The sequence below is a fragment of the Desulfovibrio sp. genome, from assembly GCF_041907885.1.
GTDB lineage: Bacteria > Desulfobacterota > Desulfovibrionia > Desulfovibrionales > Desulfovibrionaceae > Desulfovibrio.
Window position 1 is genome coordinate 302709 of sequence record NZ_JAYRGM010000001.1, and the last position, 15020, is coordinate 317728.

Here is a 15020-nt window from a genome sequence, read left to right on the forward strand (position 1 = left end):
AGTTACTTCTCTCGCGTCGGGATGTAGCGCAGCCTGGGAGCGCACTTGAATGGGGTTCAAGGGGTCGAAGGTTCAAATCCTTTCATCCCGACCAGTTTTAAAAAGCAAATGAAATTGACCGTTTAGATGTAAAATCTAGGCGGTCTTTTTCGTTGTAAAAATTGCAACAAATTAGCATGTTACTTGAGCCTTGGACATGACAAAATTTAGTTTTTAAAATAAGGTTTGGTGGGCAAGGTAGTTACATATGTGCATTGTCCAGAAAACTTTGCATTTTAAGATTTTTAATTCAAAGCAAGTAGTTGCTATATGCCTATAGATCATCAAAAAATTATACATTTTGGCTATATTACTGAGAAGAATTTTGAATTGCAGGGAGATTTTCCTGTATCTATTACAACACGTTGCTCTCAATCTTTTATAGATGAACTTGCAAAAAATGATTTTTGGTGCTATTCACCATCAAATAAAAGTAAAATTTTTGGCCAACCAACAAATTGTACAATGCATAATGTTCATTCTGAGGAGCATGGACAGTTTATGGTTCAATGTCTTTCGTTTTTGTATGGGCAGAAATTATTTACAAAAAGCAATGAATATGTAGATTCTGTTAAATTGATAAGGGATAATTGGGGGTTGCTTATTTCAAATGAAAGCATTGAAAAAGGACTTACATATTGCAACATGCTATGGGATGATATAACGCACAATAAAGCTGAAGTTGATGCCTCTAGGTTAAAGAAGCGAATATTCGGTGTTATTCATCTCCTTTTCATGAGCACTTCAAATAAGATTCTTCAATTCGAACGCTTTATGTTTCTATATATTGCTATTGATGCCTGTTTTAAACATTTTCTTGACATGAATATAATCACTAAACAAAAAAGAAATATTCCTCACAAGGAAAGGATAAAACATATCTCTGAAATAACTGGTGTTAAGTTCTCAGATCAAATCACAGAAGAATTCTTTTATAATATCCGCAACGATGTGTTTCATGAGGGGATATATCTCGAAGAGCCACTTGGATATAGTTGTGTTGGTGGAACTAAAAATTTATTATTTGCTCAAAATTTTTTAGTACGGGTAATATTTTTTGTTCTTAAAATAAAGGCTAAGGGATTTATACAGACTGTCGACACATTAGATAGAACCTGTGTTGTAATAGAATAATATTCTATAATTTTTTAAGAAATCTCATATGCATTGTTGTAATTTGTTTGATCATTCACAATTTTGATAATTTCCTTCAATACATACAAATATAGTGTTTTACCATGATATGCTTTGGAGGAATTAAAGAATGAAGATTACAGAAGCCCACATGGCAGCTATATGTGAAGTAGCTTCGTCAATGCGAATTACTGTGAAGAACTTCTTAACAAAGGAGGTGAAAGGAATCACGGCTGAACAGACACGGGAATTTTGAAAGCGTTTGCTGATGTTGCCGATGATAGCAAGATATTTACAGCGTATTGCCTTATCAGGGCTACCACTGAACAGCTTCATGGGTAGAGAGTTTTTGTTCCAGTGGAATTTTTTGATGGTATCCCCCTGACCCTCCCTCCAATCCCTCCGTCCCAAAATCTCCCGCCCTGGGGTTCGCCCTGGGTCAAATTTGAGCCCTCCTGCGATTTTTTTCTTGGAATGATGTTGGGTCAGGATTTGTAAAAAATCCCCTTAGAATCAAAATTTGGCCCAATGTCCGATTTCATATGGTAACGGCAAGATCATGCGTTTGAGCAATTAAAATCGTTCTAATGAATATTTTCAGATAGATATGTGAATAAAATCTATTTGTAGGTATTCTGATGGAATGTAATGATTGGAAATTGATCTGCTGCTACAAGAAATAAGTGATTGATAAGCTTCCTTCTCGCATCCGTTAAGCTTGTCTTAAGAAAGTATTCTGCATCATCCCCCCTGTACTTTTTGCTCTGTCTCAGAAATAGAGCATTCACTTTTGCGATGCTTTATTTCATATCTTTTTTGTATTTTTACATTTTTTTACTCATTATTGTTTTTTATGGCTGCATTTTGTAGTATAATCAATAAATTGGAAACATAAATACTGCTAACTCTGCCAACTGTATAATTAAAGGTGCAGCTATGCCAAAAAATGCCATGCAGGCCATTTATGATGATGCGAAGCGGTTTTTTCTCAAAAAGATACCTTCAGAACAGCGGGAAGAAATTCTGCAAAGCTATCTTGATCTGCCAGATTCCAGCACAGAACCGGCAGACATGCCCTTTCTTTTTGAGCGATTGCTGAATTCGGCGCAAAATGCCAGCATGAAGGCTGGCGTTATTGGAAAGTCCGTGGGCAGCGTTCAGAATTTTGGAAAGGTGTTGTTCGATTTTGATGTAGCCAAGACTCTGGAAAAATATTCTGGCAAGCCAGAAAAGCTGTTGGCCGACATTGAAAAGAAGCTTAAGCCACGGGGAGAGATCAGAAAGGAGCCCAAAAGCATCTGGCCGCTGTACTGCAAAACCATATTGTCAGCGGCATTGTTTCTTAACCAGTTCAAGAATGGCGAAGACTTTTACCAATGGGCAAATCTGTTCTACACAAACAGGCAGGCCATGGCAGCTTTGCCTTTGGTTATTGGCGAAGAGGTTGAGGGCTTTGGCTATCCGCTTGCCTGTGATTTTCTTAAGGAGCTTGGCTTTATCGAATATGGTAAGCCGGACGTACATATTATAAAGATTTTTTCTGGCATAGGCTTATGCGGAGAAAAAGACCGCCCCTATATGATACAAAAGGTCATAGTAAAAGTTGCTGATGCGGCCAATGTTTCACCTTACAACGTAGACAAGTTGTTCTGGCTGATTGGCAGCGGCAAGCTGTACAGGCACAAAAACCTTGGACGAGATGGAATAATTGGTAATTTCAGGCAGGAATACATTGATCACGCCAACGCAAAACTAAAGCGATAGCGTACACGCACCTGGCAGGGCCAAAGCCGCTGCCGGGCGTCTGGGTTACCGCCAGCATGTTTTTATGCTGACAGCCATAATAATTTAGGGAATTCATGTAACAATGAATTCCCTAAATTATTATACAGGGATTGAATAATTTAATTTTAGATCGTTTGAACAGAATAAAACATGTTGTATGCTGTCAAATTCATTCTGCTATGCAGTATTGGTAATCCGTTAAACAGCAGAATGTAGCCATTATTTTCAGTGCCAGGCATGTTTTGCTCATGCGCAGTTGTAGAGCAGTGCAAAGTAAAAGGGCCGGAGAAATCCCCGGCCCACAGACTTGCAGCAAATAGAGCGCTGTCTTTCAATGCTTAGAACGTATAACGCAGGCCAAGGCTGAATTCATTGGCATACGGGGTATTGCCGATAGAAACCCTGTTGTCGTCAACACGCTTGCTGACATCTGTATACCCCAGCCCCACAAAGCGGTAGGCCAGATCAGCCGACAGGTTTTCCGTAAAGGCATAAGAACAGCCCGCGCCCAGATTCCAGGCAAAAACTGTATTGTGCTGCGTCAGGCTGCCAGAATCGCCGTCGCCGTCAACATCGGCAGTGTACTTGGTTTTGATAAAGCCGAGGCCAAGACCACCCCCAACGTAGGGGGTAAAGGCGGTGGAGTTGTGGAAGTCCCAATACGCATTGGCAAACAGAGTTTGCACTCCCCATTCACCCTTAAAAGATGCCGTGCCAGCAGCACCTCTGGCATCCCAGGTTTTGGTGGTATTGCTTCTGATCGCATACTCCAGCTCGGCACGCATGGGCACCTGAAACTGCGGATAAAAATCATAGCCCACAAATACGCCGCCACCCACAGAATTTTGTGAATACTGGCCGATACCAATGCCCTTTACATCCCCGCTGAGCGAGAAAGGCCCCGTGCTTTGAATGGAATCAATAAATTTAAGACCAGCATATACGCCGGTAGTTTCTGCCGCCGCTGGGGCGGCAAGCGCCAGAGACAGAACCAATGCTAGCACCGCACGCTTAAACATGATGTTCTCCTTTGGTAAAACAGGATATCAGCTTTATGATGTAAGTAATCTTTTTTTATCTTAATAACAATAGCAGTAAAATATAGTTTAATTCAGTGAATGCCTCAAAAGTAGATGAAGAACAGTTGATGAAGCTGGCTCCTGAAGGTGCAGTATGGAATTTGCGGAGCTGGCTGTGATGAGCGGATGGGCAGGGTAGGATAGGCAGGCCGCAGAAACGAAAAAAGGGAACTCATGTTTCCATGAATTCCCTAAATTTCTGGTCGGGATGAAAGGATTTGAACCTTCGACCCCTTGAACCCCATTCAAGTGCGCTCCCAGGCTGCGCTACATCCCGACGCGAAAAGAGTAACTACGCGGAACTGCCGCGCCTGTCAACTTTTATAATCATTACGAGCTTTTTCTTGCACGGCAATCCGCAAATGCGGCGCGGAACCTCACTATTCTCCAACTGGCCTGCAAATTTCACCACGGCCCGGCGCAGTTACTTTTTTATGTAGCTGCCTTCAAACTGCACGCCAGCCCCGCAGCCCTGGTCTTCAATATAGGTCACTTGCGCCCCTTTGCGGGTAAACAGCACATAAAATTTGGCAATGTCATTTTCAATCACAGTCCAGCCATTGCCCGCAGTGCCCTTGCCTTCAATGGTACACGTATTCTGGCCCCTGTAGGCGTCGCCCTCTACAGAAACGGTTTTATCCTGAACCTTTACGGCGATTGTGCCATTTTGCGATTCAAACGTACCGGCCACCGGCCTGGTGGCCACCAGGCGCACAAGGGCATCGGTGCGCTCCTGCATGGCCTTGATAAAAGCCTCCACCGCTGGCATGGATGCGGCGTATTTGCTGGCTGCGGCATCACGCCCCAGACTGGCCCACTGGCGCTGCTCCTGCAATATCTGCTTGTACTGCTCTTCGCTCACGTTGGCTTTTACCTGCTTCCATGTGCTGTTGAGCAGCAAGTCTGCCAGCCTGTAGCCTTGATCCTGCAACAGTTGCGAGTGCAGTTTTTCATCAAGCTTGAGCGGCTTGCCGCTGGCGGCGGATGCGGTGGCTCCGGCTGAACAGCGGGCGCTATCCTCATCAAAACCGCCGGTCCCGTTATCGTACATGGTCAGCTTGCCACTGATGGTAACGGTGTCGCCAGAGGCCTCGGCTTTTTCAAGGCATTCGCCGTTTGCGCCAGTAAAAACGTACACAGCGCCAATAAGCAACGGTTCCCCCTTGCCCGTGTTCAGATCATACCAGAGCATGGCGGCTTCCCTGTGGGTTTCAACCTTGCCGGAAACACTGGCCTGCTTTTCGCTAACGATCTTGGGTTCTGCGGCTTGTGCGGATACAGAAAATCCGAGCAGCAACACGGGCAGGGCCGCTTTAAATAAAAAAGTGCGCATTAAAGACTCCATACATAACTGATATAGTTTTGTGAGTGTAGCGCACTGAATTAGTGCAGGCAAGACAGACACATGTACCAGCAAGTATTTTAAACAACAGTGGGCCACTATTCTGTAATCGTGCCGAGCGCCAACAGAGAGGTTAAGCCAGGCGTAAAAAATTCCCGTTGCCGCATGTTCCCACAACAGAAAAAGTGGTTTGCTGCCAGCCAAATCACCCCCATGCCTCAAACAGCCCATATTTGTCCCCAGACCCAAAAAGCACCTCAACGCGACTATACATTCAAAAATGCCAGTCAGGCCACCTCAAATCGAATGCCAGAGCGTGCTGAAAAAATTGCGCTACAATTTTGCACTCAGAAATCTTACGCAAATTCAGTCACTGCCAGACACTCGGCCAGACACCCGGCCAGACCCCCGGCCTGATCCCGGCCAGCCCCCCCGGCCTGTTCGCCAACCTGAGTATTCAAAAAACGCAGCATGCCATACGTAAACACGGCGGCCCGCTGCGCTGCATGCCCGCACCGCAGCATCTACCTGGTTCTGCATGCCCGCGCCGCAGGAGCACAAACCGCAATACCCAACAGATACAAAGGGCAAGGCCGCTGCATTTTTTAGTGGTTTGGGATTTTTTCGGCAACTGGCCGAGCCGTCATGATTTAATTTTGCCACCCCCCCTTGTGTTACGTTTTATAAAAAAGTAACATCATCCAACGAAAAACAAGTGTCTACCTCTTGGCAGATTATCTGCCAATAATACCGCAGTGTTATAAAAAACATGAGCCTGCATATGATATTTATGTGATCTTGCTCATATTTTTTTAATTTTGAGTGTATTTATATTGTATAGTTTTGATAAGAACTATGTAATTTTTTTAACAAATATTGACACAATATATTACAGGTGGTATTATTTAATATAATAAAAATTTCACAATCAACGCAGTTACAGTTTTTTTGTCTTATTGCTGTCAGATATTGCAATTTTATTCCTATAAACAAGGAAAAAATCCATGTCCAGCAGTGAACTTGTTGATATTGTCTATATCATGGCATTTTGCCTTGGCGGCATGAGCTTTGCTCTTGGGCCATTTGTAATAGTGTTTTTTCTCGCCCCCCGCCTCACACGCAACACGGTTGGCAAAACCCGGCAGATTGTCGAATGCGGCATTGACCCCATTGGCGATGCCTGGATCAAATTCGGCGCTGTGTACTACATGTACTCGCTGCTGTTTCTGGCCTTTGCGGTCGACATTCTCTTTCTCTTCCCCGTTGCCATCATCTACAACAAGGCCTCTCCCGTCAGCGACCTGTTAACCTTCGCAGAAGTCTTTCTGTTTGTGGGCATCTTGTCCCTTGTCATTGTCTATGCGTGGAAAAAGGGAGTGTTCCAATGGCAACGGAAAATATATTCGGATCGGTAGTCCACTTTTCGCGGCTCGATACCCTGTTTGACATGTGCCGTGCCAATTCGCTCTGGCCCATGACATTTGGCCTGGCCTGCTGCGCCATTGAAATGATGGCCACCGGCGCATCACGTTTTGATCTGGCGCGGTTTGGGGCAGAGGTTTTTCGCCCGTCGCCCCGGCAAAGCGACGTGATGATTGTTTGTGGCACCATCAATAAAAAGATGGCCCCGGCTGTGCAGATTCTCTACGACCAGATGCCAGAACCCAAATGGGTTATCGCCATGGGCAATTGCGCCATATCTGGCGGGCCATTTGTGTACGAAGGCCAGTACGGCGTGGTGGAAGGCGTGGGCAAGCTGTTTCCTGTGGATGTGTATATACCCGGCTGCCCTCCCCGGCCCGAAGCGCTTATAGAAGGCATTTTGAAGCTGGAAGAAAAGCTCACCGGAACCCGCCGCTGGCCAGTGGTGACGCCCCCTGGGCTGCCCGGCCCTGCTGCTGCACAGGTGGCGGCAATGGCGGCGGCTCAAGCAGAACAGGCCAAAACCGAGACTGAAGCTGAAGTTGCAGCCGGGGATGCGGCGCAATCCCCCCCTGATGCCACGCGAGAGCAGGCGCCAGAAGGACATGCGCCAGAAGGACACTCGGCTGGAGGGCAACAGGCATGAACACAACTACCCTTAACGCACAGCTTGCAGCCCTGCCTGGGGTACAGGTGCGCGAAACCGCGCACGCCTCTGTGGGCTACGATCTTTCGGTGACGCTGCCAGAAAGCACCCTGCTTGCAGCAGTAACCCTTATGGATAAAGCCGGATACTTTTTGGAAGGCATGACCGGCGTTGACTGGTTTGGCGAATGCGAGGCCCTGCGCAAAGAGGCCGAGGCAAAGGCCAAAAAGGCTGCCGAGGCTTTGGCCGCAGCCGCCAGCGCTGCTGCATCAGGCACGGCGGATGCCCCCACGGCAGCGGATGCTGCGGATACTGTGAATGCAGCGGCAGCCGAATCCCCTACCCCAGCTTCAATCCCGCAAGAAGACGAGCTTGAAGTGGTGTACGACTTCAACCGTTTTTCTGCCCGCCACCGGGTATGTCTGCGGGTACGCACGCCGCGCTCCAACCCGGAAATCGCCACAATTGCCGAAATCTATCCCATAGCCCACTGGCACGAACGCGAAATTCATGAGTTCTTTGGCATCGTCTTTGTCGGGCATCCCTACCTTATTCCCTTGCTGCTGCCCGAAGACGCGGAATACCACCCCTTGCTCAAGGACTACAGCGCATGAACTATCTTGCCCAAAGTCCCACAGACGAGCGGTTTGTTCTCAACCTTGGCCCGCAACACCCGGCAACGCACGGTGTTTTGCGCGTCAAAATGGTTATGGACGGCGAGTATATTGTGGATGCCGAGCCCGTGCTTGGCTACATCCACCGCATGCACGAAAAAATGGCCGAAAACCGCACCTGGGCGCAGTTTATGCCCAATACGGGCCGCATGGATTATCTGCACGCCCTGGCCTACAACCACGGCTATGCCTGTGTTGTTGAGCGGGCTGCGGGTATAGAAGTGCCGGAACGCGCCGAGTATATCCGCGTAATCACCAACGAGCTCAACCGCGTTTCAAGCCATCTGCTGTGGTTTGGAGCCTTTGTGCTCGACCTTGGCGGATTTTCTCCTCTCCTGTACGCCTTTGACGACCGCGAACAGATTCTTGATCTGCTCGAATCTGTCACCGGCTCGCGCCTCACGTACTGCTATTTCCGCTTTGGCGGCGTGTACAACGACATCGACGATGCCTTTGTTACAGGCACACGGGCCTTTATTACGCGCATGCGCAAGCGCCTGCCCATGTACCATTCCCTTGTATCAAAAAACCTGATTATTCAGCAGCGCCTTGTGGAAGTGGGCTTTGTGGATGCCGAAATGTGCCGCAAATACGGTGCTACCGGCCCTGTGGCGCGCGGCGCTGGTATTGCCTTTGACGTGCGCAAGCACGAACCTTACGGCGTTTACAACCGCTTCAGCTTTGATGTGCCGGTGTACCACGAGGCCGATTGCATGGCGCGCTACAACGTGCGCATGGATGAAATAGAACAGAGCCTGCGCATCATCGAACAGGCGCTGGATCAGCTGCCCGGTGGCCCTGTTATGGCGGCCAAGGTTCCCAAAACCATCAAGCCGCCCAAGGGCGACTATTACCACGCGGTTGAAACAGCGCGCGGTGTGTTGGGCATCCATGCCGTCAGCGACGGCAGCGGAACCCCCTGGCGGCTCAAGTGGCGCACGCCCTGCTTTTCAAATCTGCTTGTTTTTGGCGAGGCGTGCAGGGGCATGCTGCTGCCCGATGCCCTGGCGCTGCTCGGCAGCCTTGATCTGGTTATTCCTGATATCGACCGCTAAGGAGAACAGCCATGACGTTCTACTCCGAAATGCTGCGTCTTCTTGGGTATCTGGTGGGGTTTCTTGTTTTTGTGGCGCTTAACGCGGCCTACCTTGTGTGGGTTGAGCGCAAGGTGGCAGGGCACATCCAGCGCCGCATTGGCCCCAAGGAGGTTGGCCCCTACGGGCTGTTGCAGCCGCTGGCAGACGGCCTCAAGCTTATGACCAAACAGGTGTTCATTCCCAAGGACGCCGACGGCGTGCTGTTTTGCCTTGGCCCCGTACTGGTCATGACCCCGGCCTTCATGAGCTTTGTGACCATTCCCTACACCGAGGGGCTGGTGGCGCGTAACCTTAACCTGGGGCTGCTGGCCATTTATGCCTTTGCCTCGGTAAACGTGCTGGGCCTGCTGCTTGGGGCCTGGGGATCGCGCAACAAATACGCCGTTATTTCTGCCGCGCGCGTGGTTTCGCAAAACGTGGCCTACGAAATCCCCATGCTGCTGGTTGTGGTGAGCCTTGTGATGGTTATGGGCACGCTCAATCTCAGCGAAATAGTGGGTACGCAGTCGGGCGGGTTCTGGCACTGGAATGTGTTCCGCCTCTCTGCAAGCCCGCTCATGCCTGTTTCGTGCATCATCTTTTTCATCTGCATGCTGGCAGAGACAAACCGGGCCCCCTTTGACATGGCAGAGGCCGAAAGCGAGCTGATCGCCGGTGCGTTTACGGAATATTCCGGCATGGGTTTTGGCGTGTACTTTATGGGTGAATACGCCAACGTGGTGGTGGGCTCCAGCCTGCTCACCCTGCTGTTTCTTGGCGGGTGGGATTGCCCCCTTGGACTGTGGCCGGGGGCGCACTGGTTTGCCATCAAGCTGTACGCGGTCATCTTTACGGTCATATGGGTTCGCTGGACCTTTCCGCGCACCACCTTCTACGGCCTGCTTAACCTCTCGTGGAAGGTGCTCATACCCATTGCGCTCGTCAATCTTCTCATAACCAGCGCGTTGCTCAAGGTGCTGTAGTATGAACACATACTTCAAGAATATCTTTTCAGGCGGATGGAGCCTCTGTGTAGGCATGGGCATAACGCTGCGCTACTTTTTCAAGCCTGTGGTCACCAAATCGTACCCGCACGAGGTGCTGCCCATTACGCCGCGTTACAGAGGCCACATTGACCTTGTGTACGACGCGCAAACCGGCACAGACAGATGCATTGTGTGCGGATCGTGCCAAAAGGCCTGCCCCTCTGGCTGCATAGAGCTTGCTGGCGAAAAGCTGGAAGGAGCCAAAAAGAAAACCCTTACCAGCTACAAACTGGATTTTACCAAGTGCAGCCTGTGCGGCATGTGTGTGGAATCGTGCCCCACCGACGCGCTTACCTTTTCTCATGACTACAATCTGGCCGGTTTTGACGAGGCAGAGTACCACTTTGACCTTGTACGGCGGCTCAAGGAGCGTTCCTGATGCACAGTCATGACACAATGCAAACCCTGGCCGAGGGCATCTTCTGGTTCTTTGTGCTGGTGACCTTTTGCGGCGCAATACTGGCTGTTTCGGCGCGCACGCTCATACGCCGCGTGGCCGGGCTTGCCCTGTGCTTCACCGGTGTGGCGGGAATCTACTACTACCTGTCGAGCCCCTTTGTGGCCTTTATGCAGATGCTTGTGTACGTGGGCGCGCTGTGCGTTACCATAACATTTGCCATCATGCTGGCAGAAACATCAGATGCCAACCGCGCCCCGCGCCGTCACAAACTCAGCCTGTTGCTTGGGGCAACGGCCAGCTGTGCCATTACGGCTGCGCTGGTGGCGCAATCCATAGTGGCCCCCTGGCCCGACACCCCGCCAGCGCAGACCGAAGGAACCATTGAACGCATTGGTCAGGCGCTGCTGAGCACGTATGCCATGAGTTTTGAACTCATTTCGGTGGTTCTGGTGGTAGCCATGGTGGGGGCGCTTGCGCTGGCCCGCCACGGGAGGGACAAGTGATGCACTACGCCAGCCTGAGTCAGAATCTGGAGACATACCTTGTCATCGGCGCGGCCCTGTTCGGCCTGGGGCTGTTTGGCATGGCCATGCGCCGCACGTTCATAGGCATGCTTATCGCCTCAGAGCTCATTCTTTGCGGTGCTTCGGTCAACTTTATGGCCTTTGGCCGGTTCTGCGCGGCCGATACGATAACCGGGCAGATCGCCGCCCTGTTTGTCATGGCAATAGCGGCGGCAGAAGCGGTTATTGTGCTTTCGATCATCATTGCGGTGTACCGGCTGTACCGGTCTGTTGAAACAGACGCTCCGTCAGACCTCAAAGGCTAAGGGGAACAGCGTATGGACATTGTTGAATCCGTCAGACCCCTGGCCGCCATACTTGCAGCCTTGATAGGCGCTTGCCTCATCATGCTGACAGGGCGTCGCCCCAATCTGCGCGAAACCGTTTCGTTCATAACAGCGGTGGTCATGTTCTGCATCATCGCCTCAATGATCGGCGAGGTGGCGCCCGCGCCCATGGGGCAGGGGCACACACTGCATCTTACGGTTTTTGCCATACTGCCGGGGCTGTCGGTAAGCCTGCGGGCAGATGCGTTTTCCATGGTATTTGCGCTGGTTGGCTCATTTTTGTGGATCATCACCGTTTTTTACGCCGCAGGCTACATGCGCGGCCTCAACGAACACGCCCAAACGCGCTTCAGCGCCTGCTTTGCCCTCACGCTCTTTGGAGCCATGGGCGTGGCCTTTGCCGACAACCTGTTTACGCTCTACCTCTTCTATGAAGTGGTGAGCGTGTGTACCTACCCACTTGTGGCCCACCATCAGGATGCCGAAGGGTATGACGGCGCGCGCAAGTATATTGTGTACCTCACCACCACGGCCAAGGGCCTGGTGCTGCCCGCCATGATCGTCATCTACGTGCTGACCGGCAATCTTGATTTTGCCCACAACAGCCACACGGGCATCTTGCCCGCAGGGGCCAGCGACGCCCTGGCAACAGTGCTGTATGTGTGCTGCATTCTGGGTTTTGCCAAGAACGGCATCATGCCCTTCCACCACTGGCTGCCGGGCGCCATGGTGGCCCCCACGCCTGTTTCGGCCCTGCTGCACGCGGTGGCGGTGGTCAAGGTGGGTGTGTTTTGCACCACACGCGTCATGCTGTTTGTGTTTGGCACTGACCTTATGAAGGCCCTGAATCTGGGCGTGCCCACGGCCTATTTTGTGTCGTTTACCATTCTTGCGGCCTCCATCATCGCCCTGACCAAGGACAACCTCAAGGCGCGGCTGGCCTACTCCACTGTAAGCCAGCTTTCGTACATCATACTTGGCGTGGCCCTGCTGACGGTAGACGGTATTCAGGGAGGCATTGTGCATATCGCCAATCACGCTTTCTCAAAGATCACGCTCTTTTTCTGCGCGGGCGCAATCTATGTGGCAACGCACAAAAAATGCATCTCTGAAATGAGCGGCCTTGGCCGCACCATGCCCTTTACCTTTGCGGCCTTTGCTGTGGCCTCGCTTTCCATGATCGGCGCGCCGCCCGTGGCCGGGTTTGTCACCAAGTGGAAGCTGCTGGTGGGGGCCATGGAAATGCCCACGCATTCCATGGGCATTCTGCTGGTGCTGCTGGCAAGCACCCTGCTCAACGTGGCCTACTTTGCGCCTGTGACCTACAAGGCCTTTTTTGGCAAAAGGCCGGAAGGCGAAGAAACAGGCATCCGCGAAGCCCCGCTGAGCATGGTCATACCCATACTTGTGGCTGCTGGCGTTTCTGTGTTCATAGGCATTTACCCAGATGCCATCATGTCCTTCGTGAAGGTGGTGACAGGATGATAGTGAACATTATCGAGTTCTTCCGCGCCCGCCTCAAGGCTACCATACGCATAAGCCTGGTTGTGCTGGCGGCGCTGGTGGTGTGGGATGCCCTGTTTGTCTCCAAGGAACACGTACACACCTTTGTGGAGCGCATACCCGGATTCTGGGCCGCATTCGGCTTTGTGGCCTGCGTTGTGATTATCATCGTTTCCAAGTGGTTCGGCCACCTGGGCATCATGACCCGCGAGGATTATTACGATGACTGAACCATGGATTCACCCCTCGGCCATTCTGTTGCTTGGCGCGGTTATTCTGCCGCTGCTGCCGCGTGCCGTGCGCCGGATATTCATTGTGCTTGTGCCGGTGCTGGCCTTTGGCGCGGTGCTGCTCATGCAGGGGCACAACGGCGTGTACGGCGTGCTGCCCTTCATGAAATGGCAGCTCATATTCGGCAAGGTTGATGCGCTGAGCATGGTCTTTGCCTACATCATGACTCTCATGTGCGTGATAGGCTCCATCTACGGCCTGCATGTGGAGGAAGCCGCACAGCATTCTGCCGCCTGGACGTATGTGGCGGGATCACTGGGCGTTATCTTTTGCGGCGATTACCTGACGCTGTTCCTGTTTTGGGAGCTGATGGCCTTTTCGTCCGTATTTCTGGTGTGGTTCAGGCGGCGCAAGCAGTCGCTGGCCTCAGGCTACCGCTATCTGCTGGTACACACAGCTGGCGGGCTTTTACTGCTGGCGGGGCTTGTGCTGCGCTACCGCGCCACGGGCGACCTTACCTTTGGGCCCATCGGCGTTGCCGACCCGCAGCTGTACACTTACCTGATCATGGCAGGGTTCATTCTCAACGCGGCAGTGCCGCCCCTGCACGCATGGCTGCCCGATGCTTACGGCGAGGCTACGGTGACAGGCGCGGTATTCATGTGCGCCTTTACCACCAAAACAGCCGTGTATGTGCTTGCGCGCAGCTTTGCGGGCATGGAAATTCTTGTGCCGCTGGGCGTGTGCATGGCCCTGTACGGCGTTGTGTACGCCGTGCTTGAAAACGACAGCCGCCGCCTGCTGGCCTACCATATCATCAGTCAGGTGGGCTACATGGTGGCCGCCGTGGGCATAGGCACGCCGCTGGCCATCAACGGAGCCTGCGCCCACGCCTTTGCCCACATTCTCTACAAGGGCCTGCTGTTCATGGGCTGCGGCTCGGTGCTGCACATGACTGGCGTGAGCAAGTTTACCCAGTTGGGCGGGCTGTACAAAAAAATGCCCAAAACCTTTGTGTTTACGCTGGTGGGCGGGCTTTCCATTTCTGCCTTCCCGCTGTTCAGCGGTTTTGTAACCAAGGCCATGATTGTGGCTGCCGGATTTGAAGCGCACAACTACTGGGCGGGATTTTTGCTTACCCTGGCCTCGGCAGGCACGTTTTTGCACACCGGCCTGAAGGTTCCATACTTTATCTGGTTTGGCAAAAACAACTGCTCGCAGGAAACATGGGAACGCGCTGGCGACCCCCCGCGCAACATGCAGGTTGCCATGGCCGTGGCGGCGTTTTTGTGCATCTTTATCGGCTGCTACACGCCGTACCTCTACGACATGCTGCCCTTCCCCGATGTGGCGGCGCAGTACCACCCCTACAGCGCGGCGCATATTTCTGAAACGCTGCAAATACTGCTGTTTACGGCTGTGGGTTTCTTTTTGCTGCTCAAAAAGCTCACGCCAGAGCCCACCATCAGCCTGGATCTCGACTGGTTTTACCGCATGGGCGGCAGGCTGTTTTACTGGATTGCGCGCAAGCCCGTGCAATCGGCTGATAATACCGTGGGCGAGGCCTGGAACCGGCAAGGCATTGTGCCGCTTATGCGCACGGCGCGCTTTTGGTCGTGGTTTGACTGGCACGGCATAGATACTGTGGTTGACGGCACGGCCCGCAGCGTGCGCGCCCTGGGCGGTGTGCTGCGAGTGGTACAGAGCGGCAGCCTGCAAATCGACATCATTTCCATGGCCGCAGTGGTGGCCCTGGTGCTCACGCTGCTGGCTCTTGTATGAGCTGCGCAGAA

14 protein-coding genes, 2 tRNA genes and 1 pseudogene are annotated in these 15020 nt (G+C 51.8%); 14 read left to right on the forward strand and 3 right to left on the reverse strand.

Annotated elements, in window-relative coordinates; all coding sequences use genetic code 11:
- Positions 1–17: 17 nt before the first annotated feature.
- From ACE3NW_RS01215 to ACE3NW_RS01225, 3 genes are all read left to right on the forward strand, one after another.
- Positions 18–94: transfer RNA gene (locus ACE3NW_RS01215), tRNA-Pro, on the forward strand.
- A gap of 215 nt (positions 95–309) precedes the next feature.
- The gene (locus ACE3NW_RS01220; protein WP_374279557.1) at positions 310–1173 is read left to right on the forward strand and encodes a hypothetical protein; all 864 of its coding nucleotides are present in this window, start codon (positions 310–312) and stop codon (positions 1171–1173) included.
- A 936-nt stretch (positions 1174–2109) separates the two neighbouring features.
- Positions 2110–2937 (forward strand): hypothetical protein, encoded by an 828-nt coding sequence (locus ACE3NW_RS01225; RefSeq protein WP_374279558.1) that lies wholly within the window; start codon positions 2110–2112, stop codon positions 2935–2937.
- Positions 2938–3296: 359 nt separating this feature from the next.
- Here ACE3NW_RS01225 and ACE3NW_RS01230 read toward each other — a convergent pair whose 3' ends face one another.
- The 3 genes from ACE3NW_RS01230 to ACE3NW_RS01240 form a co-directional block, all read right to left on the reverse strand.
- Positions 3297–3977, reverse strand: coding sequence for an outer membrane protein (locus tag ACE3NW_RS01230; protein ID WP_374279559.1), 681 nt, complete (start codon positions 3975–3977; stop codon positions 3297–3299).
- A gap of 260 nt (positions 3978–4237) precedes the next feature.
- A tRNA-Pro gene (locus ACE3NW_RS01235) sits at positions 4238–4314 on the reverse strand.
- A 147-nt stretch (positions 4315–4461) separates the two neighbouring features.
- Positions 4462–5370 (reverse strand): hypothetical protein, encoded by a 909-nt coding sequence (locus tag ACE3NW_RS01240; RefSeq protein ID WP_374279560.1) that lies wholly within the window; start codon positions 5368–5370, stop codon positions 4462–4464.
- 1013 nt (positions 5371–6383) lie between these two features.
- On the opposite strand from ACE3NW_RS01240, the gene ACE3NW_RS01245 reads away from it, so the two are divergent.
- The 11 genes and pseudogenes from ACE3NW_RS01245 (at position 6384) to ACE3NW_RS01295 (ending at position 15009) form a co-directional block, all read left to right on the forward strand.
- Positions 6384–6794 carry an NADH-quinone oxidoreductase subunit A gene (locus ACE3NW_RS01245; RefSeq protein WP_374279561.1) on the forward strand — a complete coding sequence of 137 codons (411 nt, stop codon included), beginning with the start codon at positions 6384–6386 and terminating at the stop codon, positions 6792–6794.
- A pseudogene (locus ACE3NW_RS01250) lies at positions 6764–7312 on the forward strand (NADH-quinone oxidoreductase subunit B); the annotation flags it as partial. The gene ACE3NW_RS01245 and the pseudogene ACE3NW_RS01250, both read left to right, overlap by 31 nt.
- Positions 7313–7443: 131 nt before the next feature.
- Positions 7444–8061 (forward strand): NADH-quinone oxidoreductase subunit C, encoded by a 618-nt coding sequence (locus ACE3NW_RS01255; protein WP_374279562.1) that lies wholly within the window; start codon positions 7444–7446, stop codon positions 8059–8061.
- Positions 8058–9176 (forward strand): NADH-quinone oxidoreductase subunit D, encoded by a 1119-nt coding sequence (locus tag ACE3NW_RS01260; protein ID WP_374279563.1) that lies wholly within the window; start codon positions 8058–8060, stop codon positions 9174–9176. Before ACE3NW_RS01255 ends, ACE3NW_RS01260 begins: the two co-directional genes overlap by 4 nt.
- Before the next feature lie 11 nt (positions 9177–9187).
- Positions 9188–10180 carry an NADH-quinone oxidoreductase subunit NuoH gene (gene nuoH, locus ACE3NW_RS01265; protein ID WP_374279564.1) on the forward strand — a complete coding sequence of 331 codons (993 nt, stop codon included), beginning with the start codon at positions 9188–9190 and terminating at the stop codon, positions 10178–10180.
- A 1-nt stretch (position 10181) separates the two neighbouring features.
- Positions 10182–10622, forward strand: coding sequence for an NADH-quinone oxidoreductase subunit I (locus ACE3NW_RS01270; protein ID WP_374279565.1), 441 nt, complete (start codon positions 10182–10184; stop codon positions 10620–10622).
- Positions 10622–11146, forward strand: coding sequence for an NADH-quinone oxidoreductase subunit J (locus ACE3NW_RS01275; protein WP_374279566.1), 525 nt, complete (start codon positions 10622–10624; stop codon positions 11144–11146). The genes ACE3NW_RS01270 and ACE3NW_RS01275 overlap by 1 nt, the downstream gene beginning before the upstream one ends.
- Entirely contained in the window at positions 11146–11472 is a 327-nt protein-coding gene (gene nuoK, locus ACE3NW_RS01280; RefSeq protein ID WP_374279630.1) for an NADH-quinone oxidoreductase subunit NuoK, read from the forward strand. Before ACE3NW_RS01275 ends, nuoK begins: the two co-directional genes overlap by 1 nt.
- A 12-nt stretch (positions 11473–11484) precedes the next feature.
- Positions 11485–12978 carry a monovalent cation/H+ antiporter subunit D family protein gene (locus ACE3NW_RS01285; protein WP_374279567.1) on the forward strand — a complete coding sequence of 498 codons (1494 nt, stop codon included), beginning with the start codon at positions 11485–11487 and terminating at the stop codon, positions 12976–12978.
- Positions 12975–13226: a hypothetical protein gene (locus tag ACE3NW_RS01290; protein WP_374279568.1), complete on the forward strand. Its 252-nt coding sequence runs from the start codon at positions 12975–12977 to the stop codon at positions 13224–13226. The genes ACE3NW_RS01285 and ACE3NW_RS01290 overlap by 4 nt, the downstream gene beginning before the upstream one ends.
- Positions 13219–15009 (forward strand): Na(+)/H(+) antiporter subunit D, encoded by a 1791-nt coding sequence (locus ACE3NW_RS01295; RefSeq protein ID WP_374279569.1) that lies wholly within the window; start codon positions 13219–13221, stop codon positions 15007–15009. Before ACE3NW_RS01290 ends, ACE3NW_RS01295 begins: the two co-directional genes overlap by 8 nt.
- Positions 15010–15020 lie beyond the last annotated feature (11 nt).

Coding starts and splice junctions, on each gene's coding strand:
- ACE3NW_RS01220 (WP_374279557.1), top strand. CDS start 310: ATGCCTATAGATCATCAAAAAATTATACATTTTGGCTATATTACTGAG.
- ACE3NW_RS01225 (WP_374279558.1), top strand. CDS start 2,110: ATGCCAAAAAATGCCATGCAGGCCATTTATGATGATGCGAAGCGGTTT.
- ACE3NW_RS01230 (WP_374279559.1), bottom strand. CDS start 3,977: ATGTTTAAGCGTGCGGTGCTAGCATTGGTTCTGTCTCTGGCGCTTGCC.
- ACE3NW_RS01240 (WP_374279560.1), bottom strand. CDS start 5,370: ATGCGCACTTTTTTATTTAAAGCGGCCCTGCCCGTGTTGCTGCTCGGA.
- ACE3NW_RS01245 (WP_374279561.1), top strand. CDS start 6,384: ATGTCCAGCAGTGAACTTGTTGATATTGTCTATATCATGGCATTTTGC.
- ACE3NW_RS01255 (WP_374279562.1), top strand. CDS start 7,444: ATGAACACAACTACCCTTAACGCACAGCTTGCAGCCCTGCCTGGGGTA.
- ACE3NW_RS01260 (WP_374279563.1), top strand. CDS start 8,058: ATGAACTATCTTGCCCAAAGTCCCACAGACGAGCGGTTTGTTCTCAAC.
- nuoH (WP_374279564.1), top strand. CDS start 9,188: ATGACGTTCTACTCCGAAATGCTGCGTCTTCTTGGGTATCTGGTGGGG.
- ACE3NW_RS01270 (WP_374279565.1), top strand. CDS start 10,182: ATGAACACATACTTCAAGAATATCTTTTCAGGCGGATGGAGCCTCTGT.
- ACE3NW_RS01275 (WP_374279566.1), top strand. CDS start 10,622: ATGCACAGTCATGACACAATGCAAACCCTGGCCGAGGGCATCTTCTGG.
- nuoK (WP_374279630.1), top strand. CDS start 11,146: ATGCACTACGCCAGCCTGAGTCAGAATCTGGAGACATACCTTGTCATC.
- ACE3NW_RS01285 (WP_374279567.1), top strand. CDS start 11,485: ATGGACATTGTTGAATCCGTCAGACCCCTGGCCGCCATACTTGCAGCC.
- ACE3NW_RS01290 (WP_374279568.1), top strand. CDS start 12,975: ATGATAGTGAACATTATCGAGTTCTTCCGCGCCCGCCTCAAGGCTACC.
- ACE3NW_RS01295 (WP_374279569.1), top strand. CDS start 13,219: ATGACTGAACCATGGATTCACCCCTCGGCCATTCTGTTGCTTGGCGCG.